Here is a 20,427-nt window from a genome sequence, read left to right as displayed (position 1 = left end):
GGATGAAAAAAGTGGCGACCACGACAAGAACACGTCCTGCGGCCCTGACGCTCACGCCGGCGGCGGAGGCGCGGATCGCAGAGCTGATGAAGCGCGCGCCGGACGGCGCGATCGGGGTCAAATTGTCGACCCCGAAGCGGGGCTGCTCGGGTCTCGCTTATTCGGTCGATTATGTGACCGAAGCCCAACCCTTCGACGAGGCGATCGAGACGCCCGGCGGTACCTTCTATGTCGATGGCGCTTCCGTCCTCTATCTGATCGGCAGCCGCATGGACTGGAAGGAAGACGATTTCACCGCCGGCTTCGTCTTCGAAAATCCCAATGCCAAGGGCATGTGCGGATGCGGCGAAAGCTTCACCGTGTGAACGCGCCCGCCCGCCTCAAAATCCCCGGGTGAAGCGGATCGCCCCGCCAATATCGTCGCCGAGCGCCGCGATATGGCCCGGCTGCCGGCGCAGGAAGGCGTTGGCGCTGAACTGGCCGCCGAGCAGATCCAGGCCGTAAGCGGCTTCGAAATCGATTTCGCGCCCGGTCGGGGCAAGGTTGAAGAAGCGTTGCTCATAGCCGGCGCGGAGCGTCGCATAATCCCAGGATACGGGCACGTTGAGCTGAAAACCGCCGGAGCGGACGCGCAGCGGCTGCATCACCCGCAGCGCCAGATGGCCGCTTCCGAAAAAGGCACCGCGCTTGGAAAGGTCGAAGGCCCAGGCGTCGCTTGCGAGCGATCCCCGCTCTACCAGAGCTCCGCTTCCCGGCAAGGCGGTGTGGCCGCGCCGATAACTGGCATGGACGCCCCAGCCGCGGCCGAAGTCGAAGCTGGCACTGCCGTCGATGAAATAGCTGGTCGCGCCGCGGCTGCCGAAAGCGCCTGAAAATCGGCCGCCGAGCACCGTCTTGTCCTCGCCAAGGCGGGTGCCGCCCAGAGCGAGCCGGGCAGGTCCGATCTTGCGGTCGACGGTCACCGAGCTGGCATTGTAGCCCGGGCGGGCGAGCGTTCGAGCCGGCCCGGACAGATAGACCTCACCCCGTTCATTCGCGATCGAGAGACCGATGCGGCCGAACCTGTGGCGGACGGCCATGCTGGCGGCGTCGTCGCCGTAAAAGCCCATGCGGCTGGTCGGGTCGCGCGCCACCAGGAAAGCATTTTGTTCCTGGCCGGACAAACGCTGCTGCAGGCTACTGCCGCTTTCTGCAAAGCCGAAGGCGAGGGCGGTCCGGTCGGTGATCCGGCTCAGCGCCATCCCCGACAGGACGCGGGCCTTGCGGCCATCCTCATAGGTCAGCCCCAGCTGCGCGAAGCCCACCGAGGGCTGTCCGTGCAGGTTGCGATCGATGGTGATCGAAACCGCCGTCCGGCCCGAAGCAGCCCCGGCGGTGCGGATGGTTCCGTGCAGCGCCCGTCCAAGCGGCTGCTCCAGCGGCGCCCGCGACAGGGTACGGGCGAGATTCAGGGCAAAAGCCCGCGAATAGCCGTCCAGCACCACCACGCCGGCCATGGCGGCATTCTGCTGCGCGTCGCCCATCGCGCTGGAGGTGGTCCCGTTGAAGCTGGCCGACACCGGCGCTTCGCTCCCAGCCGTCTTGAGAGCGCCCTTCGGTTCGAAGGCCCGAACGAGGTTCAGGATTCCATGACCATAACGATTGTCGATCCCCGCCGAACCGGCATCGTCGGCGGAGCTTAGCAGCAGTTCGACGATCTCGGCTCCGGTCAGATTGGGGAAGGCGCTCGCCAGCAGGGCGGCCGCGCCGCTGATCACCGGTGCGGAGAAAGAGGTGCCGGAGTAGATCGATGCCGCACCCTTGTTGTCGATGGTGCGGACCCGGTCTCCCAGCGCCGTCAGATAATATTCCGATCCGGTGCCGGCTTCGTTGGAGAAGCTGGCCAGATTCCCGTTTGCGGACATCGCCCCGGCGATGATGACGAGGCCCGATCCCGCCTTGGCCAGGTCGAGCGCGAACAGGTCCGGCTGGTCATCCCCGTCATTGCCGGCCGATATGACGACGACGATGCCAGCGTCCGTCGCGCGCTTCAGCGCCGATATCACCGTGGATGAAGGTGCGCCGCCGCCTAGGGAGATGTTGATCACGCGGGCGCCATTGGCGCGGGCAACGTCGATTCCTTCGGCAATGTCGTCGTCGAAATGGCTGCAGCCATCGGCATCGCATTGGGTGGGGTCGGAGCTGTTCAGGGACAGGATTGTCGCATCGAAGGCGACGCCCATGACCTGGCTGCCATCGCGCGCGGCGGCGGCCACCGCGGCAACCGCGGTGCCATGGCCTTCGCTGTCCGCGACACCGCGATTGCCGACCAGATCGGCACTCGCCGGATCGATCCGGCCGGTGAATTCGGGGAGCGCTGGATTGATGCCGCTGTCGATGATGCCGATCTTGACGCCTTTGCCGGTCCCGCCCGCTTCATAGGCACTGATTGCCCCAGCCGATTTTGCGCCGTTGGAGCGGCTATATTCCGCATCGTTGAAGCCGCTCGGTGCCGGCGGCGGAGGAGGCGGTGGCGGCGGAGGCGGGGGAGGAGGCGGCGGCGGTGCGGGCGGTGGGGTCGTGATCGGCGCCGGCCGCGCGTCACCGCCGCCGCCACCGCCGCATCCGCCAAGCGCGAGCGCCGCGACGCCTGCGGAAAGAACAAGCACCTGCCTGCAAAGCCTTGAATTCATTACCCCACCCCCACCCGAATGACCGGGAACGTCCAGTCATTGCAGATATATCCTATAATATCAATGCTTTCGCATTGCTGTTCAGTAATGGTTAGGATAGGGGCAACCATGATCCCCGCTCTCAGCCATGTCGATTGTTGGATCTTTGATCTCGACAACAGCCTCTACCCCGCCTCGGCCAATCTGTTCGAACTGATCGACCAGCGCATGGCCGCTTTCATCCAGAAGCTGCTGGAATGCGGCCATGACGAGGCGCGCCGCACGCAGAAGCTCTATTTCCACGAACATGGGACGACCCTTGCCGGGCTGATGGCGGTCAATGGCGTGGACCCGCATACATTCCTCGACTTCGTCCATGACATCGAACTCGCGCGCATCTCCGCCGATCCGGCTATCGTCGCCGCTCTCGACCGGCTGCCGGGACGCAAATATGTTTTCACCAACGGCGACGAGACCTATGCCCGACGGGTTCTCGACAAATTGGGCCTCGCCAATGCCTTTGACGGCCTGCATGACATCCATGCCATGGCCTATCTGCCGAAACCCGATCCGCGATCCTACCGGACGATGTGCGACAGGCACGCCATCGACCCGAACCGCGCCCTGTTCGTCGAAGACATGGCGCGCAATCTCGCGCCGGCCAAGGCGCTCGGCATGACTACCGTCTGGATCGACAATGGTTCGGAACAAGCGGGTAGCGGCGCCGATCCGGCCTTTATCGATTATCGGATCGCGGATATCGGCGCATGGCTCAGTGAAATTTTGGGGGACGAAAGCGAATGACCGAGGCATTGCGAACGACGATCGAGGAAGCCTGGGAGGCGCGCGACACATTGGACGGCAGCGACGCCGGGGTGAAAGCCGCGGTTGAAACCGCTTTGGGCCTGCTCGACGCCGGCGAAGCGCGGGTGGCCGAGAAGGCTGCCGATGGCTGGCGGGTCAACCAGTGGCTGAAGAAGGCGGTGCTACTGAGCTTCCGCCTCAATCCGATGGAAGCGATCAGCGGCGGTCCAGGCGGCGCCAACTGGTGGGACAAGGTTCCTTCCAAATTCGCCGGCTGGGACAAGGATCAATTCACCGCATCCGGCTTTCGCGCGGTTCCAGGGGCGATCGTTCGTCGCGGCGCTTATGTCGCCAAGGGCGCGGTGCTGATGCCGAGCTTCGTGAATATCGGTGCCTATGTCGATGAAGGAACGATGGTCGATACCTGGGCGACCGTCGGCAGCTGCGCCCAGATCGGCAAGAATGTCCATATTTCCGGTGGTGCCGGCATCGGCGGCGTGCTGGAGCCCCTGCAGGCCGGACCCGTCATCATCGAGGACAATTGCTTCATCGGTGCCCGTTCGGAAGTTGCCGAAGGGGTCGTCGTGGAGGAAGGCGCCGTGCTTTCGATGGGTGTCTTTCTGGGTGCCTCCACCAAGATCGTCGACCGGGCCAGCGGCGAGGTCCATTATGGCCGGGTCCCGGCTTATTCCGTCGTCGTTCCCGGCACCCTTCCCGGCAAGGACGGCGGGCCTTCGCTGACCTGCGCGGTCATCGTGAAGCGCGTGGACGCGAGGACGCGGTCGAAGACCAGCATCAACGAATTGTTGCGGGACTGAGGCTCGAACGTCATCCGACCTTGTTCAGGCTGAGCGGCCCTTGCGAAGCGGATGACTGTGCCGAAGGGCGATCGGCGGACGGTGATAGTTCAGCCTTTGGAGGCTTCGGCGATGAGCGCGGCCGCCTTGTCGCTGTTCCATTCCTCGACGCCGGTCATCCGCCAGACTTCCTTGCCCGCGGCATCGTAAAGGATGGTGGTGGGGAGGATCTCCACCTTCAGCGCGTCCATCATGCCGAGCTCGGGATCGAGATAGGGTTCGAGCATCTTGAAGCGGTGCTCCGCAAAAAACGCCTCCACTTTGGCGCGCCCCTCCATGTCCTGGCTGAGCGCGAGCACCTGGAGCTTCCCTTGCTCGCGCGCGGCGAGCGCGTCCAGGGTCGGCATTTCGGCAATGCACGGGGCGCACCAGGTCGCCCACAGATTGACCAGCACCGGCTTGCCGGCGAAATCGGCCAGGGAGGCTTTTTCGCCGTCCGGATCCAGGAATTCGACTGTTGGCGCCTTGCTGCCCGCGCGCGAACGATCGAGCAGGCTCTTCGCGGTTTTCCCCGCCTCGGCTTGCTTGGCCGCTTCCTGCGTGCGGGGTTCGCTTTCCCCGCCGCACCCGCCAACGACCAGCAGGAACGGCGCGAGGAAAAGCAGGTGCTTGGGAATATCCATGCCCTGCGGTTAGGCCGCGCTGTCCGCTTCGGCAAGGGAATCGGTTTTTGGGTGACCTCGCCGCACCGGCTCGGCTATTGGCACCGGGATGTCATTGTCGAGAAACCTGATATTGGGGAGCGCCGTGTTGCTTGCGGGATGTGGCAGCCGCGAGCCGCTGCAGCCCAAGCCGGGCCAGTCCATGCCGCCACCGCCGGCCATGACGACGCGGGCGCTGACCACCGACGAATTGCTGACGCCGCCGCCCATCGCGCGCCCGGAGCGGATCGACGAGACATTGACCCGTTCCGAGGAACGGGAGGATGACCGCTTCGATCTGCCGCCCCCGGATTGACCTCAAGAGCGGAGATTGGATGAAAAGAGTTCGCAAGGCGGTTTTTCCCGTCGCTGGCCTCGGCACGCGGTTCCTGCCGGCCACCAAGGCGATTCCCAAGGAGATGCTGACGGTCGTCGATCGACCGCTCATCCAATATGCGGTCGAGGAAGCGATCGAGGCCGGGATCGAGCAGCTGATCTTCGTAACCGGCCGGGGCAAGGGCGCGCTCGAGGATCATTTCGACATTGCGTATGAGCTGGAGGCGACCATGCGGGCACGCGGCAAGTCGCTGGCCGTGCTCGACGATACGCGCCTTCCGGCGGGGGCGTTGGTTTCGGTTCGTCAGCAGGAACCCCTGGGTCTGGGCCATGCCGTCTGGTGCGCGCGGGAAATGATCGGCGACGAGGCCTTTGCCGTTCTGCTCCCGGACGATTTGATGGTCGGCAGACCCGGCTGCCTCGCCCAGATGGTCGCTGCCTATGAAAAGGTAGGCGGCAATATCGTCTGCGCCGAGCGGGTCGCGCGGGAACGGACCGCCAGTTACGGGATCATCGCACCCGGGGGTCAGGACGGCAACCTGACCGAGGTAAAGGGCCTCGTCGAAAAGCCGACGCCCGACGAGGCCCCGTCCACGCTTGGCATCGTCGGACGCTATATCCTGCAGCCTGAGGTCATGAAGATCCTCGACAATCCCGTCAAAGGCGCGGGCGGCGAGATTCAGCTGACCGACGCAATGGCCGCCCTGATCGGCACGCAGCCCTTTCACGGCGTGACCGTGGACGCCAAGCGCTACGATTGCGGGGACAAGATCGGCTTCGTCACGGCCAATCTGGCCCTGGCGCTCGGCCGCGACGATACCGGTCCGGCGATCCGCGCCGTCATTGCGGATCTGTAGGACAGGATGAGCTGTACGGCGATCCTCGTCGGCGACGGACCGACTCGGACGGTCAAGTCGGAAGAGGTGAGCGGGTATCGCGGACCCGGGTTCATCTGGACCCATATCGAATGCGAGAGCGAGCAGGAACTCGGCGCCATGATAGGCGACGATATTCCGGAGGTGGCCGCGAGTGCCATGACGGCCACCGAGACCCGTCCACGCTGCGACCGGATGGACGACGGTGCGCTGGTCAATCTGCGCGGCCCTGCCGCCGAAGAGCTCGCAACGTCCGATCGTCTGGTCTCGATCCGGCTTTGGGTAAGGCAGGGCAAGGTGACCTCGGTCACCCGCCGGCCCCTCGCCGCCACGGCGCTGGTCGTGGCGCAGATGAAAGCCGGCACGATCCTGGATCCCGGCGATCTGGTCGCGGCCTATGCGCGGGCCATCAGCAAGCAGCTCGACCCGCAGGTCGCCGACCTTGGCGACCGGCTCGACGATTGCGAAAGCGATCTGCAGCCCCGCCACGTCTACCGGCTGCGTCGGGAAATCGCCGAGATACGTTCGGAAGCCATCTCCTTCCGCCGTTTCGTCGCGCCCGACCGTGATGCGCTCGAAACCCTCGCGCTGCTCGATTTCAGCTGGCTGGCCGAGGAAGACCGGCTTCATATAAGGGAGGCCGCCGACCGCTTCGCGCGCATGGCCGAAGAGCTCGAGTCCGTGCGCGAGCGCTCCGCCCTCCTTCACGAGCAGCTTACCGACATGCGCGGCGAGCAGATGGAAACGCGCGCCCTGCTCATCTCCATCGTCGCCTTCATCTTCCTGCCCTTGACCTTCGTAACCGGCCTGCTCGGCATGAACGTGCACGGCATTCCTTACGCCGACAGTCCCTGGGCATTCTGGGGCGTGGTCGGCTTCTGCATGATGATCGCCCTCCTGATCACCGGCTATTTCATGAGGGTCCACTGGCTGCGGCGGTAGGGGACGAGGTCTGTTTCCTGTGCGGACGTCCGCTGGGCCGGCACGTGCAGCGCCATCATCCGGTTCCAAAGAGCCGGGGCGGCCGAGAGACGGTTGCCGTCCACCCGATTTGCCATCGCGTGATCCACGCCGCCTTCACCAACAAGGAATTGGAGCGCGGCCAAGGGTCCGCCGACGCGTTGAGGGCGCATCCCAACATCGCTAAATTCATCGCCTGGGTGAGCGGCAAGGATCCGGACTTCCACGCGCCGACGCACAAGCGTCGCAGCCAGTGAGGTGCCGTCTCGCCGGCACGGTTTCCAGCATCGGTGGAGGGATGCGCGAAGGGACCGTCAGGCTTCCAGCTCGATGTCCCAATAGAGATAGTCTCGCCAGCTTTCGTGAAGGAAATTGGGCGGGAAGCTCCGGCCATGTTCCTGGAGCTGCCAGCTGGTCGGCCGGATCGGCCGGCGGTTGAGGTTCATATGCGCCTGTTGCGGCGTGCGCCCACCCTTCCGGAGGTTGCAGGGCGCGCACGCGGTGGCGACATTTTCCCATGTCGTCCGGCCACCCTGGGCGCGGGGTACGACATGGTCGAACGTCAGGTCGCGCGGATCACCGCAATATTGGCAGGTGAAGCGGTCGCGCAGGAACAGGTTGAAACGCGTGAAAGCGGGATGCTCGCTGGGCTTCACATATTGACGCAGCGCGATCACCGATGGGATCTGCATGGTTCGGGTCGGGCTGTGCACCTCACGCGCATATTGCGCGACGATGTCCACCCTCTCGAGGAACACGGCCTTGACCGCGGTCTGCCAGGGCCACAGGCTGAGCGGATAGTAGCTGAGCGGCGTGTAATCCGCGTTCAGCACGAGTGCGGGACAGCTGTCGGGATGCCGGATGAGGTCTGGATGATACATAGGCTGGCGACGACGCTCCGCATTGCTGGAGAAATCGCCCCCCGAACCAGCCCGGCCTGTCGCACCCAGAACGGGGGAGGTTTTCCCCTGTTCCGCCGCGCTTTGACGTCAAAGCGTGACCTGATCATGACAGCATGTCCCCCGACTCGCGGTCAAGAGCCAAGTTGACGAACATGCTGATTAGCCGCTTCGCCCCCAGCCCGACCGGCTTGTTGCATTTAGGCCATGCTTATTCCGCTTTGCTCGCACATGATTTCGCGGCGCGCCATGGCGGCATCTTCAAGCTCAGGATCGAGGATATCGATCCCGGGCGAACGCGTTCCGAACATGTCGACGCCATTATCGAGGATCTGAGCTGGCTTGGGGTCGCCTGGCAAGGCGAAATCCTGTTCCAGTCCCGGCGCCTTCCGGTCTACGGGCAGGCGCTGGATCGGCTGCGGGCGATGGACCTCCTTTATCCCTGTTTCTGCACCCGCGCTTCGATTGCGGCCGAGGTCGCGGCCAGCGCTGCCGCGCCGCATGGACCCGAAGGGGCGGTATATCCCGGCACCTGTCGCGTGCTCGGCGAGGGCGAGAGGCGACAACTTATGGCCGAAAGGCCTCATGCCTGGCGGCTCGACATGGCCCGCGCCGCGACCCTGGCCGGCACGCTTTACTGGCATGACGACCACACCGAGGTCGTCGCCGAACCGGAAGCCTTCGGCGACGTCGTGCTCGCCCGCAAGGATGCGCCGACCAGCTATCATCTCGCGGTCACCATCGATGATGCCGCGCAGGGGGTTACAGATGTCGTGCGCGGCCGCGATCTCTATGCCGCGACGGATATCCATCGCCTGCTCCAGGCATTGCTGGACCTGCCGACGCCTACCTATCATCATCATTCCCTGCTTGCGGACGCCGCCGGCCGCCGGCTGGCCAAGCGTCACGGCGCGCCGACGCTCGCCGATCTTCGTCTGAAGGGCGTCGACCCGAAGAAACTTGCCGAGGACCTCCGCGGCGGACGATTGCCTGCTGGATATTCGGCGGCGGGGGCCTAGATAGGAGGGCATGACCATCCTTCTCTATATCCTGCTGGCCGCGGCAGCGCTCACCACGTTGTATATCCTCATCAAAGGCGTGGTCGGCATGGCCCAGGGCAAGGACCTGACCGGCATGCGTTCGCAGCAGCTGATGCGGCAAAGGGTTATGTTCCAGGCCATTGCGATCATCGTCGCGATCCTGATCCTGCTGCTCGCAAGCGGAAGGTCCTGATCATGGTCAAGCTCAACAAGATCTATACCCGGACCGGAGATGCTGGCCAGACTGGCCTGGTCGACGGCTCACGCATGTCGAAGGATCATCCCCGCGCTCTGGCGATCGGGGATGTCGACGAGGCCAATAGCGCGATCGGGGTCGCCCTGCTGTACATCGCACGCGCCGAGGAACGCGCAATGCTTGGTGCCATCCAGAACGAATTGTTCGATCTTGGCGCCGATCTCGCGACGCCCGGCGAGGATTTCACGCCGACCGAGATGAGTCTCAGGGTCGTGCAGCCGCAAATCGATCGGCTGGAACGCGAGATCGACGCCATGAACGAGAGCCTGGAAGCGCTCCGCAGCTTCATTCTGCCGGGGGGCGGCGCCGGTGCCGCCCATCTCCACCTTGCCCGCGCAGTTGTGCGGCGTGCGGAGCGGTCGGCGGTGGCGGCGGGCCGGGAGGTTGCCCTCAATCCACTGGCCCTCACCTATCTCAACCGCCTGTCCGACCATTTGTTCGTCATGGGGCGCCTGCTGGCGAAACATGAGGGCGGCGACATTCTCTGGCAACCAGGAAGCACCCGCAACGGTTAGGAGCCTTTGAAACCCTTTTTTGGGATAGGGTCATCACATGGCGACACAGGCACGGCCGGTCCCCGAGGGAATATTGCACGACCGCTTCCAGGCCGTGCGGGCCCTGAGCCGCGCCATCGCTGCGCCGCTGTCGGACGCTGACGCCACCATCCAGCCGATGCCAGATGCTTCGCCGGCGAAGTGGCACTTGGCGCATACGAGCTGGTTCTTCGAAACTTTCATCCTTCGCGATCATGTTCCCGGCTATCGCCTCTTCGACCAAGCATGGGCCTATCTGTTCAACTCTTATTATGAGGGAGAGGGCGATCGGATTGCCCGCGCCAAACGCGGCATGCTCAGTCGTCCGTCGCTCGCGGAGGTGCAGAATTATCGCGGTCATGTCGACGCCGCTCTGCTCGACGCATTGTCAGGCCTGCCGGCCGAAGCGCTGAACCTCGTCGAGCTCGGCCTCCACCATGAGCAGCAGCATCAGGAGCTGATGCTGATGGACATGCTGGCGACCTTCGCCTCCAACCCATTGCTTCCGTCGGCTTGGCTGCGGCGAGAGGATGATGCGCCCCCTGCGCTGCCCGCACTCAGCGGCGTCCGCGCCCATGGCGGCATTTTCGAGATCGGCCATGACGGACGCGGATTCGGCTTCGATTGCGAATCTCCGCGGCACCCGGCGCTGATCCATCCGCATGAGCTCGCCGACCGATTGGTGACGAACGGCGAATGGCTGCGGTTCGTCGGCGAGAATGGCTATCGGCGTCCGGATCTGTGGCTGTCGGACGGGTGGCAGTGGGTGAAGGAGAACGGGATAGAGGCGCCGCTTTACTGGCAGAGCGACGGCGAGGACTGGCTTCGCTTCGGCCTCGACGGGCTGAAGCCGTTGCGGCTCGCCGAGCCGGTTTGCCATATCAGTTATTACGAGGCCGATGCCTTTGCCCGTTGGGCCGGGGCACGGCTGCCGACGGAGGAGGAATGGGAGGTCGCGGCGGCGGGTCTCGATCCGATGGGCGGCAATCAGCTGGACGAGGCGGGACCGGCCCATCCGCACCCGGCGCCGAACGGCACAGGCCTTCGCCAGATCTTCGGGGACGTCTGGGAATGGACGGCGAGTTCCTTCAGCCCTTATCCTGGCTTTCGCCCGGAAGCGGGCGCGGTCGGAGAATATAATGGCAAGTTCATGTGCAACCAATTCGTGCTTCGCGGCGGCAGCTGCGCGACTCCGCGCGGCCACGTCCGGGCAAGCTATCGCAACTTCTTCTATCCTCATCAGCGCTGGCAGTTTTCCGGGCTGAGACTGGCCCGGGATCTTTAGTGGACGCCGAAACACGGCCTTCGGCCGACCCTCTCTTCCGCAACGATGTGCTGGCCGGCCTGGCCGCGCCGGTCCGTGCTGTCCCTGCGCGGTGGCTGTACGACCGCCGGGGCTCCGAGCTGTTCGAAGCGATCACCGGATTGCCGGAATATTATCTGACAAGGGTCGAAACGACGCTGCTGGAAGACCATTGCGGCGCCGTTGCGCGAATCGTCGGTCCCGGTGCCGCCGTGATCGAATTCGGCTCGGGCGCTTCCATCAAGACCCGTATCCTGCTGCGCGCGGCCGAGCCTCCGCTTTACGTCCCGATCGACATTTCCGGTGAGTTCCTGCGGGACGCCGCGACGGCCCTGGCCAATGAGTTTCCCGGGCTTGCGATCCGGCCGGTCGAGGCCGATTTCATGCAGCCGATCGCCCTGCCGCCTGAAGTCCGGGACAGGAGGCGGCTGGGCTTCTTTCCCGGATCGACCATCGGCAACATGGTGGCCTCGACGGCCGTCGACCTTCTCCGCGCCATGAAGAACAGCCTCGGCGTAGGCGCCCATCTCCTCATCGGAGTGGACAGGATCAAGGATGTGGACGTGTTGACGCGGGCCTATGACGACGCGGCCGGGGTCACTGCCGCCTTCAACCTGAACCTCCTCGACCGCATCAACCGGGAACTCGATGCGGACATTCCCGTGGATGCGTTCCGTCACCGCGCGGTCTGGAACGACCCTATGAGTCGGATCGAGATGCACCTGGAAGCGATGCGCGACATCGCCTTCACCGTGGATGGGGCTGATTTCGAGATGAAGGCGGGGGAGACGATCCACACCGAAAACAGCCACAAATATGGGCCGCGCGATGCCCGCCTGCTGCTGCGCGCCTCGGGCTGGGGCCTGGTCAAGGAATGGACCGATCCGAAAGATCGATACGCCCTGATCCTAGCAGAAGCAGAGGCTGTCCGGCACGCGCCCTAGACCATGATCGTTTCAGATTGAATCAATCTGAAACGTGGATCATGTGCCTTGAAACAAGTCTAAATCCGGGCCTTTGCGCGCGGCGGGGCCGGGACAGCCGGCGATTCATGCCCTTTCGGCCGCCGCATTGTTCCTGCTCCAGCTCGAATGGCCGCCGCGCCGAATGAGGACCGCCCGCCAAGGAGCCGGATTGCCGCCATTGCCCCCCGACGGCCAGCCGCCTACATGGGCCCTCTGGCAAATCGGGAGAGGCTATGCCCCAAGCGCTGTTTGGTATCGCGGAACTGCTTCTGCGCCTGCTGATGTACATCATCATCGCGCAGGCGATCCTGAGCTGGCTGGTCGCGTTCAACGTCATCAACACCTATAATGATTTCGTCCGCGCGTTCCTGAACGCCTTGGATCGGATCACAGAGCCGCTCTATCGGCCGATCCGCCGGCTGCTGCCGGATTTCGGCGGACTCGATTTCTCGCCCCTGGTGGTGCTGCTCATCATCGTCATCATCAAGGATTATCTCCTGCCCGGGGCCTTTGCCTCGATTGTCGGGTGACCTGGCATGAGTGGCGACATTATCGATGGCAAGGCCTTTGCCGAGCGTTTGCGACAGCGCGTGGCCGAGGCCGTGCCGCAGTTCGTCGAAACCGAAGCGCGGGCGCCGGGCCTTGCCGTCGTCATCGTCGGTGAGGATCCGGCGAGCCACGTCTATGTCCGTTCTAAGGGCAAGGCGACGGTCGCGGCCGGCATGGCGAGCTTCGAACATCGGCTGCCGGACACGACCAGCCAGGAAGAGTTGATCGCCCTGGTCGAGCAGCTCAATCTCGACGACGCGGTCGACGGCATCCTCGTCCAGCTGCCGCTGCCGGCGGGCATCGACGACAAGGCGGTTATCGAGGCGATCGATCCGGCCAAGGATGTGGATGGCTTCCATGTCGCCAATGCCGGCCGGCTGGCTGTGGGGGAGGAAGGGCTGGTGCCCTGCACGCCGCTTGGCTGCCTAATGCTGCTGAAGGACCGGCTGGGCGACCTGTCCGGCCTGGAAGCGGTCGTGGTCGGCCGTTCCAACATCGTCGGCAAGCCGATGGCACAATTGCTGCTCCAGCAGAATTGCACGGTCACCATAGCCCATAGCCGCACGCGCGATCTTCCCGGCGTCGTCCGCCGTGCCGACATCGTCGTGGCCGCAGTCGGCCGGCCGGAAATGATTCGCGGCGACTGGCTGAAGCCCGGCGCGACCGTGATCGACGTCGGCATCAACCGGATCGCCGGCGAAGGCGACAGGACGCGCCTGGTCGGCGACGTCGATTTCGAATCCGCGCGCCAGGTTGCAGGGGGGATCACGCCCGTTCCGGGCGGAGTCGGTCCGATGACCATTGCGGTGCTGCTTCGCAACACGCTCGTGGCGGCCTGTGCGCGTGCCGGCATCGCGCCGCCGGCGGGATTGTGATCGGACTGCTTGCCATCCTCATGGCAGGCGCTGCGCCTCCGACAGCGGTCGCTGCCGAACGCGCCTTTGCCGCGAACGCCCAGACGCAGGGCCAATGGACCGCCTTCCGCACTTTCGCCGCCGACGAGGCCGTCATGTTCACGCCCGAGCCGGTCAACGCCCAGACCTGGCTGGCGGGACGCGAGGATCCGCCGCAGGCGGTGATGTGGTGGCCGGCCCGGAGCTTCATGTCGTGCGACGGAACGATGGCGGTGAACACCGGGGCCTGGCTGCGAGCCGGCGGCACCGCTGCCGGATATTTCACCACTGTCTGGAGCAAAAGGCAGGACGGTAGCTGGAAATGGCTTCTGGACCATGGCGACGGTTTGGCGAAGCCGCGTCCGGCCGGCGACAGGGTCAGGGTGCGCAAGGCCCGCTGCGGCGCGCCGAGGCCGGGGCAAGCCTCGCCCGGCATCCGCTGGTCTGCCGACGGCAGCTTGAGCTGGGCCTGGCAGGTCGCGCCCGACGGGACCCGCCGCGTCACGGTATCGCTGTGGAACGGCCGCCGGCATGAGCCCGTGATCGACGATCTGGTGCGGGGACAGTCGCGATGATGGAATTGTTCCTCTCCGCCTTCGTCACCTTCTTCGTCGTCATCGATCCGCCCGGCTGCGCGCCGATCTTCGCCAGCTTGACCCATGGCGTGCCGGCCCGCGAGCGGCAGAAGATGGCGGTGCGATCGGTGGCGATCGCCGCCGGCATCCTCCTGTTCTTCGCCTTGCTGGGCGAGGACCTCCTCAGGGCGTTAGGCATCAGCCTTGACGCATTCCGCATCGCCGGCGGCATCATGCTGTTTCTGATCGCGCTCGAAATGGTGTTCGAAAAGCGGACCCAGCGGCGCGAAAGCCGGGCCCAGGAGATCAATGCCACGCCCGAGCATGAGGATATTTCCGTCTTTCCCATGGCCATCCCGATGATTGCAGGCCCCGGTTCGATCGCATCCGCCATGCTGCTCATGTCGAGGAGCGACGGGCTCGACGAATCGCTGACCGTGCTCGCCGCCCTGCTCGCGATCCTGCTCCTCACCATGGTCGCCTTGCTGGCGGCGGGTGCGCTGATGCGTTTCCTCGGCCACAAAGTGGAGGCGATGATCACCCGGCTGCTCGGCGTCATTCTGGCGGCGTTGGCGGCCCAGTTCGTGATCGACGGAATCAGCGCCAGCTTCAGCGCTTGATCACGCGCCACATCTTGTAAGGCGAGCTGGCCGGAAGCGGCACGCGCTCGAGCCAGGACGGCACTTTCCCCCGGTTGAGCTGCATGTAGAAGCCATTCCTCGCCTTGCTCGCGTAGATCGTGGATTCGGAGAGGTTGGGGCAGATCAGCACATAGTCGATCCCGCGCCGCGCGACCATGCGCTGCGCCGCCTCCGGCGTGCCGCGAAATGCCTTCATGACGTCGACAATGTCTTCATCGTTGCGATGATAAGGCCCGGCCACGGCATCGTGATGCGTAACGGTGATCAGTCTCGGCCCGAGGTCGACGAAGGTCAGGACATAGCCCTTGGGCAGAAGCGCGATCGGCCTCAAGGCGCGAAGCGTCGGGCAGCGATTGTTGGCGATGTTCACGGCCTTGAGCCGGGGATTGTCATCCTCCTTCTTCGGCAGGAGCCTGGCCGCATTCTGGGTCAGCAGGCCGGATATCAGAAGAAAGGCCGCCACGGTTCCGGTCGTCCGCACCAGCAGGTGCGTACTGCCCCGCAGCCGCGGCAGGATCATCCAGCCGAGCGCCGTCGCGCCCGGCAGCGCCAGCAGTTGCGAGGCCGCGCCCGCCCGGGTCTGCCACAGCAGCAACGACGCGGCGAGCAGAGCGAGCGCTGCAAGAGGCGCCCACCGCATCAGCGCAGCCTGGTCCGCGCGGCTCCGCCACAACATGATGGCATAGCCGACGAGCCCGATCACAGGCAAAGATGCGATGGCGATCGCCGTCTGCGCACCGTGGCGGTAGACCGGCAGCGCCTCCCTGACATTGTTGAGCCACAATGCCTGGGCTTCGGGCGAAACGCCCTCGAGGCGACCGAGGCATTGAGGCCAGAAATATGCGAAGGCGGCGGCTATCGCGATGCCGCCGAGGCCGGCGGCGGCGAGACGGGTCCCTGCCGTTCTCGCCGCGATGAAGGGCAGTGCCACCGCAACCGCGCCCGCCGAGACCATCGCCGAAAGCCAGACCGGCGAGAGCGCGTCACAGACCGGGGCCCGGTTGGCATAAGAAGCGAAGAGCAGATAGCCCAGGGCGGAGCCGCCCGCGAGGCTGGCGCCATAAACGGCAAGGGCGCGGCTCCTGGTGCCGTCCCAGATCCACATCAGCACCATCGCGGCGCCGGCCGTTGCCAAATAGAGCAGCATTTCCAGACCGATCACCAGCGACAAGGCCGAAGCCGCGCCGAGCAAGGCGCCGCCGCGCGCCCGCTTCGGGTCGGTCAGCGCCACCATGGCCAGGCTGAGCAAGGCGAGCTGCCAGCCATGGTGATCGATTCGGAGCGGAACCCACATGCCGCGCAGCGACGGCGCGCAGAACAGTATGGCGATGGCGATGACGAACGCCCAGGGCGCCAGTAGCCGCCGGGCGGCGACCGCAATGGACGCCATGGCGACGCCCATCGGCAGCATCGGCGCGATCGCGACGGCCGCGCGCTCCGCGTTCAGGGCACCGGCGAAGGGGGTCAGAACATATTTGATGGCGGCGATCGGCAGGTCGACGAGCCGGGACCAGTGCATGTCCGCGCCGAACGGCGGATCCAGGCGGTATTGGCGAAGATCGTACCAGCTCTGGCCGCTCATCAGGGCCCGCACCTGCATGATCCGCATATTGTCGTCGGTGTCGCCGAGGACGAACCAGCGGATCGCGTCCCAGCGCATATAGACGAAGACGGCTGCAGCCCCCAACCAGGTCACGAGCAGCATGACCCGCCAGTAGCGGTCCAATGGGTCCGTCTCAGCCATGGATGCGCGCCGCCCCTTTCCAAGCCCTCAAACGGGCATTAGTCGCTGGGCTGCAAAGGGCAAGCGCCTCGGGGAATTCACATTTTCGTGATGATTTCGAAACATCATCAGGAGCTTTTCGGCCAGATGGTCCGTTTCGGGCTGACCGGCGGCCTGCTGACGGTCCTGGTGGCCGGCGGCTATTGGCTTGTCGCGACCGCGTTCGGTGTCGAGCCGATGCTGGCCCTGACTATCAACTATCTCGTCTTCACGACGCTCGGCTACGTGCTGCACAGCAAGTTCAGCTTCCGCGGTCACGGATCGCGTGATCGCCCGGCCGCCAGGACCGCCCGCTTTTTCACCGTCAACACATTGGGTTTTCTCGGCAACCAATTCTTCGTCTGGCTGCTCGTCAAGCATCTCGGCGGTCAGGTCTGGTGGTCCGTCATACCGATCCTGTTCGTGACACCCTTGGTCACCTTCTCGCTGCAGCGGCGCTGGGTGTTCGACTGATGGACCGCATCGTCTACGATCGGATGGCCGAGCTCGACAGCCGCCATTGGTGGTATCGGGCGCGCCGCGATATCCTGGCCAATCTCATCGCCCGCAAGCTCGAACCCGGCCCGGATGCGCGCATCCTCGAAATTGGCTGCGGCACCGGCCACAATCTGCCGATGCTGGCGCAGTTCGGACATGCCGATGCGATCGAGATCGACGATGCGGCGCGTGCCGTCGCAAGCAAGCGGCTCGGCCGCGAGGTCATGAAGGCGGCGCTCCCGGAGCTCCCCGGCGTGCAGCTGCACGCTTATGATCTTGTCGCCCTGCTGGACGTGCTCGAACATGTCGAGGACGACCGCGCTGCCCTTGTCAGCATCGGCGCGCGGCTGAAGCCAGGCGGGCATGTCCTGATCACCGTTCCGGCCCATCCCTGGATGTGGAGTGCCCACGACACGGTCAATCACCATCACCGGCGCTATACGAAACGGAGCCTGCGGGAAGTCGTCGCGGCGGCCGGGCTCAGAATTGATTTCATGAGTTATTTCAACAGCCTGCTTTTCCCGCTGGCGGCGGCGGCGCGCATCGCCGGACGCGTGACGGGCAAGGAGGATAGCAGCGACGCCTTGCCACCGGCGCCGGTCAATCGACTGTTCGAGACCCTTTTCGGGCTCGAGCGTCACGCGATCGGCAGATTCCCCTTCCCATCCGGCGTCTCGCTGGTCGCCTTGCTCTCGGCGCCCTGAGCGACATGGCCCAGGCGGCCGTCACCCGCCGAGCGGCCGGCAATCTCGGAAACGATGTAGAGCGGACGCCGCTTGGACTCGATATAGAGCCGGCCGAGATATTCGCCGATCATGCCGAGCACGAACATCTGGACGGCGCCGAGCACGACCACCACCAGCATCAGCGAGGTCCAGCCCTGGATGGCGCTGCCGCTCAGCCAGCCCACGGCGATATAGATGATGAGCAGGATCGAAGCGGCCACCAGCCACATGCCGATGTGGCTGGCAAAGCGGAGAGGGGCCGTCGAAAAGCCGGTCACGGCATCGAGCGCCAGCCTTACCATCTTCGACAAGGGATAATTGGTCCGGCCGGCATGGCGTTCGGCGCGGTCATAGACGATCGGCACCTGTCTGAAGCCGATCCAGGCGACCATGCCGCGAATGAAGCGCGCTTGCTCGGGCAGGCTCAGCAGGGCGTCGAGCGCGCGCCGGCTCATCAGCCGGAAATCGCCCGTGTCGACCGGAATCTCGATGTCCGCGAGCTTGGACAAGCTGCGATAGAAAAGCTTCGCGCTCGAACGCTTGAACGCGGTCTCGCCTGCCCGCGCGCGACGTACCGCATAAACGACATCGGCTTGCAGCCGGTCCATTTCCGCCATCATCGCCGGCAGCAATTCGGGCGGATCCTGCAGATCGGCGTCGATGATCAGGATCCGCTCGCCCGAACAAAGGTCCAGGCCGGCGGTGAGCGCCAACTGATGACCGTGATTGCGCGACAGGTTGATGGCGACGAGCTTGTCGTCCTTTGCCGCCAGCGCCTGCATCATCGCCCAGCTGCCATCACGCGACCCGTCATTGACCAGCACGATTTCATAGGAATCGCCGACGACCTCGGTCGATGCCTTGGTGACCCGGCTGCAAAGCTCGTCGAGGCACGCCTCTTCATTATAGCAAGGGATGACAACCGACAGCTTGACCGGGCTCATTCACTATACCTCTCAGAGCATCCTGCTGAAAAAGGGGCGCCGATTTCCAGCTTTCAGGATGCCATAACGAAAAATTGGAGCAGGCAGGCGGATTCATTGCATCGGGCCGATCGCCCTTAGGGGGCAAGATCGGGGTTTCGATCGACGATCTCATACAGCACGCTGGTGCGATTTCGCCAGAGCGGGCGCAGTCCCCGCAGCAGCTTCGGATCGTGGGGCGGCGGCCGGACCAGCCAGACATAATCGAAATCCTCGCGCGGCAGGTGGCGCAACGCATTGTCGATGGTCATCCATCTTTCCTGGCGGCATTTGAACAGGGTGACCATTTGCGAGGGATCGACGGTGTAGAAACGGGGCGCCGGATAGTGGACAGTCAGAAGCTGAGCGCCCGGCATCGACCATTGATCGTTCGAAAATGCGCGACGGCGCACGGTCGCGATCCCGGGCAGATGCTCCATGCGCGACATGGCCCACAGATCGGCGCAGCGCCTTCCGACGAAGCTGATCAGCCTGGCATTTTCGGGGACGTGCGCGAGAGCCGGCAATTCCCGGTCGTAATTGCGATCGTAGCGCCATTGACTGATCGTGGCCGCGCCGGTCCGGACCACGAAGAAGGCCAGAGCGACGAAAGCCAGTCGAGTCGCGAATCCCAGGGAGGCGTTCGGCCGCAGGCGAATGCCGATCACGGCTACCGCGAGCAGGTAGGGAACGAGCCGCATGTCGGCATAAGCCGAACCGAACACGATGCGCGGGAGGAGGGCGAAAACCACGGCGAGGAAGATCGCCGAAGCGGCGAGATTCCGGGAATATTCCATCCGGCGATAGATGAGGGCCAGGAGCAGGACGATCAGGAGCAGGCCAAGCGAACCGAGGTCGAACATCTCCCACCGGTCCCGAAGCGCCATGATCAGCCAGTCCAGCTTGCGATCCCAGTTGAACCAGTCGGTGGTGCGTCCGGCAATGTGATCGCCGCCGCGCCAGGCGACCATCAGCAGGATAGGCGGCGCGATCGCCATGCTGTGGAGCGCAGCCCTGAGACCTGCCTGGACAAAGGTTCTCTTGAGATCGACCTGGCGGACCAGTTCGGCGGAAAAGGCCATGACGCCGAGGACGCCCCACCCGAACGTATGGGTGACCCAGACCAGTATTGAGATCAGTGGGAAAAGGGCCATGCGCAGGTGCAGACGATCGAGCCGGGCGAGCCGAAGCCAGAGCGCGAAGGCAAGAAAAGCGAACGCCATGGAAAGCGCGAAGTTCACGAAGCCGAAGAAGAAGGGATAATTGTAAGCGAGCGGCACCGCGAAGGCTGCCGTGGGGGGCGTGTTGCCATGAACCTCTCGCGCGACCCATATGAAGCCGGCGGCCGTCAAAGGCGGGATCGAAAGGACGATCAGCTTGACCGCCAGCTCCAAGCCGAAGATCTTCGCCAGCGGGACGACCAGAAGGTCGACGCCGAGATTGCCGATCAGCGCCCATCTGAAATCGTAGAAGCTCCGCAGCGCGGCGGACTGATCGATTTCGATCTGGACCCGGTAGCGGGCCATGTGTCCGGGCAGGTCGACCAGCGGCGGAATGTCTGGCCAAAGCAGGGGTATCGCGGTGGCAAGGATCAAGGCGAGCGCAAAGGCCCGACTTTCCCACCAGTGCCGCCCTTGCTGTTCCTGCACCTGCCGCTCCCGCATGCCTTTGGCGGGGGTCTCGTCCGGCGGCGGGTTTCCGT

At 64.7% G+C, this 20,427-nt stretch carries 24 protein-coding genes; 18 read left to right on the top strand and 6 right to left on the bottom strand.

Annotated features, from left to right (window positions below; all coding sequences use genetic code 11):
• Nucleotides 1-2 precede the first annotated feature (2 nt).
• Complete coding sequence (locus tag RQX22_RS11015) at nucleotides 3-365, top strand: HesB/IscA family protein (RefSeq protein WP_315726454.1); 363 nt, start codon at nucleotides 3-5, stop codon at nucleotides 363-365.
• 15 nt (nucleotides 366-380) lie between these two features.
• Here the strand turns inward: RQX22_RS11015 and RQX22_RS11010 are convergent, their stop codons facing one another.
• Nucleotides 381-2,648, bottom strand: coding sequence for a S8 family peptidase (locus RQX22_RS11010; RefSeq protein ID WP_315726452.1), 2,268 nt, complete (start codon nucleotides 2,646-2,648; stop codon nucleotides 381-383).
• 132 nt (nucleotides 2,649-2,780) lie between these two features.
• Here RQX22_RS11010 and RQX22_RS11005 point away from each other — a divergent pair, with 132 nt between their 5' ends.
• Entirely contained in the window at nucleotides 2,781-3,455 is a 675-nt protein-coding gene (locus tag RQX22_RS11005; protein ID WP_315726450.1) for a pyrimidine 5'-nucleotidase, read from the top strand.
• Nucleotides 3,452-4,273, top strand: a complete 822-nt coding sequence (dapD, locus tag RQX22_RS11000; RefSeq protein WP_315726448.1) for a 2,3,4,5-tetrahydropyridine-2,6-dicarboxylate N-succinyltransferase — start codon at nucleotides 3,452-3,454, stop codon at nucleotides 4,271-4,273. Before RQX22_RS11005 ends, dapD begins: the two co-directional genes overlap by 4 nt.
• A gap of 89 nt (nucleotides 4,274-4,362) precedes the next feature.
• Here the strand turns inward: dapD and RQX22_RS10995 are convergent, their stop codons facing one another.
• A complete protein-coding gene (locus tag RQX22_RS10995) occupies nucleotides 4,363-4,935 on the bottom strand; it encodes a TlpA family protein disulfide reductase (RefSeq protein ID WP_315726446.1) in 573 nt (190 codons plus the stop codon).
• 88 nt (nucleotides 4,936-5,023) lie between these two features.
• Here RQX22_RS10995 and RQX22_RS10990 point away from each other — a divergent pair, with 88 nt between their 5' ends.
• From RQX22_RS10990 to RQX22_RS10975, 4 genes are read left to right on the top strand one after another with little or no spacing between them, the layout of a single operon-like run.
• On the top strand, nucleotides 5,024-5,269 hold the full coding sequence (locus RQX22_RS10990) for a hypothetical protein (protein WP_315726444.1): 246 nt from the start codon (nucleotides 5,024-5,026) through the stop codon (nucleotides 5,267-5,269).
• Between the two features lie 19 nt (nucleotides 5,270-5,288).
• Nucleotides 5,289-6,146 (top strand): UTP--glucose-1-phosphate uridylyltransferase GalU, encoded by an 858-nt coding sequence (gene galU, locus RQX22_RS10985; RefSeq protein WP_315726442.1) that lies wholly within the window; start codon nucleotides 5,289-5,291, stop codon nucleotides 6,144-6,146.
• 6 nt (nucleotides 6,147-6,152) lie between these two features.
• Nucleotides 6,153-7,106 carry a zinc transporter ZntB gene (locus RQX22_RS10980; RefSeq protein ID WP_315726440.1) on the top strand — a complete coding sequence of 318 codons (954 nt, stop codon included), beginning with the start codon at nucleotides 6,153-6,155 and terminating at the stop codon, nucleotides 7,104-7,106.
• Nucleotides 7,091-7,381 carry an HNH endonuclease gene (locus tag RQX22_RS10975; protein ID WP_315726837.1) on the top strand — a complete coding sequence of 97 codons (291 nt, stop codon included), beginning with the start codon at nucleotides 7,091-7,093 and terminating at the stop codon, nucleotides 7,379-7,381. The genes RQX22_RS10980 and RQX22_RS10975 overlap by 16 nt, the downstream gene beginning before the upstream one ends.
• Nucleotides 7,382-7,438: 57 nt before the next feature.
• Here the strand turns inward: RQX22_RS10975 and RQX22_RS10970 are convergent, their stop codons facing one another.
• On the bottom strand, nucleotides 7,439-8,005 hold the full coding sequence (locus tag RQX22_RS10970) for an HNH endonuclease (protein WP_315726438.1): 567 nt from the start codon (nucleotides 8,003-8,005) through the stop codon (nucleotides 7,439-7,441).
• Between the two features lie 173 nt (nucleotides 8,006-8,178).
• Between RQX22_RS10970 and gluQRS the strand changes: the two genes are divergently transcribed.
• The 9 genes from gluQRS to RQX22_RS10925 all read left to right on the top strand — a co-directional run bounded on the left by gluQRS (nucleotide 8,179) and on the right by RQX22_RS10925 (nucleotide 14,757).
• The gene (gene gluQRS / locus RQX22_RS10965; protein WP_315726836.1) at nucleotides 8,179-9,042 is read left to right on the top strand and encodes a tRNA glutamyl-Q(34) synthetase GluQRS; all 864 of its coding nucleotides are present in this window, start codon (nucleotides 8,179-8,181) and stop codon (nucleotides 9,040-9,042) included.
• Between the two features lie 10 nt (nucleotides 9,043-9,052).
• Entirely contained in the window at nucleotides 9,053-9,256 is a 204-nt protein-coding gene (locus tag RQX22_RS10960; RefSeq protein ID WP_315726436.1) for an HIG1 domain-containing protein, read from the top strand.
• A 2-nt stretch (nucleotides 9,257-9,258) separates the two neighbouring features.
• Nucleotides 9,259-9,834, top strand: a complete 576-nt coding sequence (locus tag RQX22_RS10955; RefSeq protein WP_315726434.1) for a cob(I)yrinic acid a,c-diamide adenosyltransferase — start codon at nucleotides 9,259-9,261, stop codon at nucleotides 9,832-9,834.
• 37 nt (nucleotides 9,835-9,871) lie between these two features.
• Entirely contained in the window at nucleotides 9,872-11,137 is a 1,266-nt protein-coding gene (egtB, locus tag RQX22_RS10950) for an ergothioneine biosynthesis protein EgtB (protein WP_315726432.1), read from the top strand.
• Complete coding sequence (gene egtD / locus RQX22_RS10945; RefSeq protein ID WP_315726430.1) at nucleotides 11,137-12,099, top strand: L-histidine N(alpha)-methyltransferase; 963 nt, start codon at nucleotides 11,137-11,139, stop codon at nucleotides 12,097-12,099. Before egtB ends, egtD begins: the two co-directional genes overlap by 1 nt.
• A 254-nt stretch (nucleotides 12,100-12,353) precedes the next feature.
• Nucleotides 12,354-12,650 (top strand): YggT family protein, encoded by a 297-nt coding sequence (locus tag RQX22_RS10940; RefSeq protein WP_315726428.1) that lies wholly within the window; start codon nucleotides 12,354-12,356, stop codon nucleotides 12,648-12,650.
• Between the two features lie 6 nt (nucleotides 12,651-12,656).
• On the top strand, nucleotides 12,657-13,544 hold the full coding sequence (gene folD / locus RQX22_RS10935; protein ID WP_315726426.1) for a bifunctional methylenetetrahydrofolate dehydrogenase/methenyltetrahydrofolate cyclohydrolase FolD: 888 nt from the start codon (nucleotides 12,657-12,659) through the stop codon (nucleotides 13,542-13,544).
• Between the two features lie 20 nt (nucleotides 13,545-13,564).
• Nucleotides 13,565-14,137, top strand: coding sequence for a hypothetical protein (locus RQX22_RS10930; RefSeq protein ID WP_315726424.1), 573 nt, complete (start codon nucleotides 13,565-13,567; stop codon nucleotides 14,135-14,137).
• A complete protein-coding gene (locus RQX22_RS10925) occupies nucleotides 14,134-14,757 on the top strand; it encodes a MarC family protein (protein ID WP_315726422.1) in 624 nt (207 codons plus the stop codon). Before RQX22_RS10930 ends, RQX22_RS10925 begins: the two co-directional genes overlap by 4 nt.
• On the opposite strand, the gene RQX22_RS10920 is transcribed toward RQX22_RS10925, so the two are convergent.
• Nucleotides 14,747-16,522 carry an AcrB/AcrD/AcrF family protein gene (locus RQX22_RS10920; protein WP_315726420.1) on the bottom strand — a complete coding sequence of 592 codons (1,776 nt, stop codon included), beginning with the start codon at nucleotides 16,520-16,522 and terminating at the stop codon, nucleotides 14,747-14,749. The two genes, RQX22_RS10925 and RQX22_RS10920, sit on opposite strands and share 11 nt — an antisense overlap.
• 90 nt (nucleotides 16,523-16,612) lie before the next feature.
• Here RQX22_RS10920 and RQX22_RS10915 point away from each other — a divergent pair, with 90 nt between their 5' ends.
• Nucleotides 16,613-17,014, top strand: a complete 402-nt coding sequence (locus tag RQX22_RS10915) for a GtrA family protein (RefSeq protein ID WP_315726418.1) — start codon at nucleotides 16,613-16,615, stop codon at nucleotides 17,012-17,014.
• Nucleotides 17,014-17,742: a class I SAM-dependent methyltransferase gene (locus tag RQX22_RS10910; protein ID WP_315726416.1), complete on the top strand. Its 729-nt coding sequence runs from the start codon at nucleotides 17,014-17,016 to the stop codon at nucleotides 17,740-17,742. The genes RQX22_RS10915 and RQX22_RS10910 overlap by 1 nt, the downstream gene beginning before the upstream one ends.
• Here RQX22_RS10910 and RQX22_RS10905 read toward each other — a convergent pair.
• Nucleotides 17,676-18,707: a glycosyltransferase family 2 protein gene (locus tag RQX22_RS10905; protein ID WP_315726414.1), complete on the bottom strand. Its 1,032-nt coding sequence runs from the start codon at nucleotides 18,705-18,707 to the stop codon at nucleotides 17,676-17,678. The two genes, RQX22_RS10910 and RQX22_RS10905, sit on opposite strands and share 67 nt — an antisense overlap.
• Before the next feature lie 116 nt (nucleotides 18,708-18,823).
• A complete protein-coding gene (locus RQX22_RS10900; RefSeq protein WP_315726412.1) occupies nucleotides 18,824-20,374 on the bottom strand; it encodes a hypothetical protein in 1,551 nt (516 codons plus the stop codon).
• Nucleotides 20,375-20,427 lie beyond the last annotated feature (53 nt).

This window comes from Sphingosinicella rhizophila (genome assembly GCF_032378825.1).
In the GTDB taxonomy this organism is placed as follows: domain Bacteria; phylum Pseudomonadota; class Alphaproteobacteria; order Sphingomonadales; family Sphingomonadaceae; genus Allosphingosinicella; species Allosphingosinicella rhizophila.
This window is presented reverse-complemented; position numbering and strand designations above follow the sequence as displayed.

Excerpts from the sequence above, each read along its gene's own strand:
- RQX22_RS11015 (WP_315726454.1), top strand. The coding sequence starts at position 3 with ATGAAAAAAGTGGCGACCACGACAAGAACACGTCCTGCGGCCCTGACG.
- RQX22_RS11005 (WP_315726450.1), top strand. The coding sequence starts at position 2,781 with ATGATCCCCGCTCTCAGCCATGTCGATTGTTGGATCTTTGATCTCGAC.
- dapD (WP_315726448.1), top strand. The coding sequence starts at position 3,452 with ATGACCGAGGCATTGCGAACGACGATCGAGGAAGCCTGGGAGGCGCGC.
- RQX22_RS10995 (WP_315726446.1), bottom strand. The coding sequence starts at position 4,935 with ATGGATATTCCCAAGCACCTGCTTTTCCTCGCGCCGTTCCTGCTGGTC.
- RQX22_RS10990 (WP_315726444.1), top strand. The coding sequence starts at position 5,024 with ATGTCATTGTCGAGAAACCTGATATTGGGGAGCGCCGTGTTGCTTGCG.
- galU (WP_315726442.1), top strand. The coding sequence starts at position 5,289 with ATGAAAAGAGTTCGCAAGGCGGTTTTTCCCGTCGCTGGCCTCGGCACG.
- RQX22_RS10980 (WP_315726440.1), top strand. The coding sequence starts at position 6,153 with ATGAGCTGTACGGCGATCCTCGTCGGCGACGGACCGACTCGGACGGTC.
- RQX22_RS10970 (WP_315726438.1), bottom strand. The coding sequence starts at position 8,005 with ATGTATCATCCAGACCTCATCCGGCATCCCGACAGCTGTCCCGCACTC.
- gluQRS (WP_315726836.1), top strand. The coding sequence starts at position 8,179 with ATGCTGATTAGCCGCTTCGCCCCCAGCCCGACCGGCTTGTTGCATTTA.
- RQX22_RS10960 (WP_315726436.1), top strand. The coding sequence starts at position 9,053 with ATGACCATCCTTCTCTATATCCTGCTGGCCGCGGCAGCGCTCACCACG.
- RQX22_RS10955 (WP_315726434.1), top strand. The coding sequence starts at position 9,259 with ATGGTCAAGCTCAACAAGATCTATACCCGGACCGGAGATGCTGGCCAG.
- egtB (WP_315726432.1), top strand. The coding sequence starts at position 9,872 with ATGGCGACACAGGCACGGCCGGTCCCCGAGGGAATATTGCACGACCGC.
- RQX22_RS10940 (WP_315726428.1), top strand. The coding sequence starts at position 12,354 with ATGCCCCAAGCGCTGTTTGGTATCGCGGAACTGCTTCTGCGCCTGCTG.
- folD (WP_315726426.1), top strand. The coding sequence starts at position 12,657 with ATGAGTGGCGACATTATCGATGGCAAGGCCTTTGCCGAGCGTTTGCGA.
- RQX22_RS10930 (WP_315726424.1), top strand. The coding sequence starts at position 13,565 with ATGGCAGGCGCTGCGCCTCCGACAGCGGTCGCTGCCGAACGCGCCTTT.
- RQX22_RS10925 (WP_315726422.1), top strand. The coding sequence starts at position 14,134 with ATGATGGAATTGTTCCTCTCCGCCTTCGTCACCTTCTTCGTCGTCATC.
- RQX22_RS10920 (WP_315726420.1), bottom strand. The coding sequence starts at position 16,522 with ATGGCTGAGACGGACCCATTGGACCGCTACTGGCGGGTCATGCTGCTC.
- RQX22_RS10915 (WP_315726418.1), top strand. The coding sequence starts at position 16,613 with ATGATTTCGAAACATCATCAGGAGCTTTTCGGCCAGATGGTCCGTTTC.
- RQX22_RS10910 (WP_315726416.1), top strand. The coding sequence starts at position 17,014 with ATGGACCGCATCGTCTACGATCGGATGGCCGAGCTCGACAGCCGCCAT.
- RQX22_RS10905 (WP_315726414.1), bottom strand. The coding sequence starts at position 18,707 with ATGAGCCCGGTCAAGCTGTCGGTTGTCATCCCTTGCTATAATGAAGAG.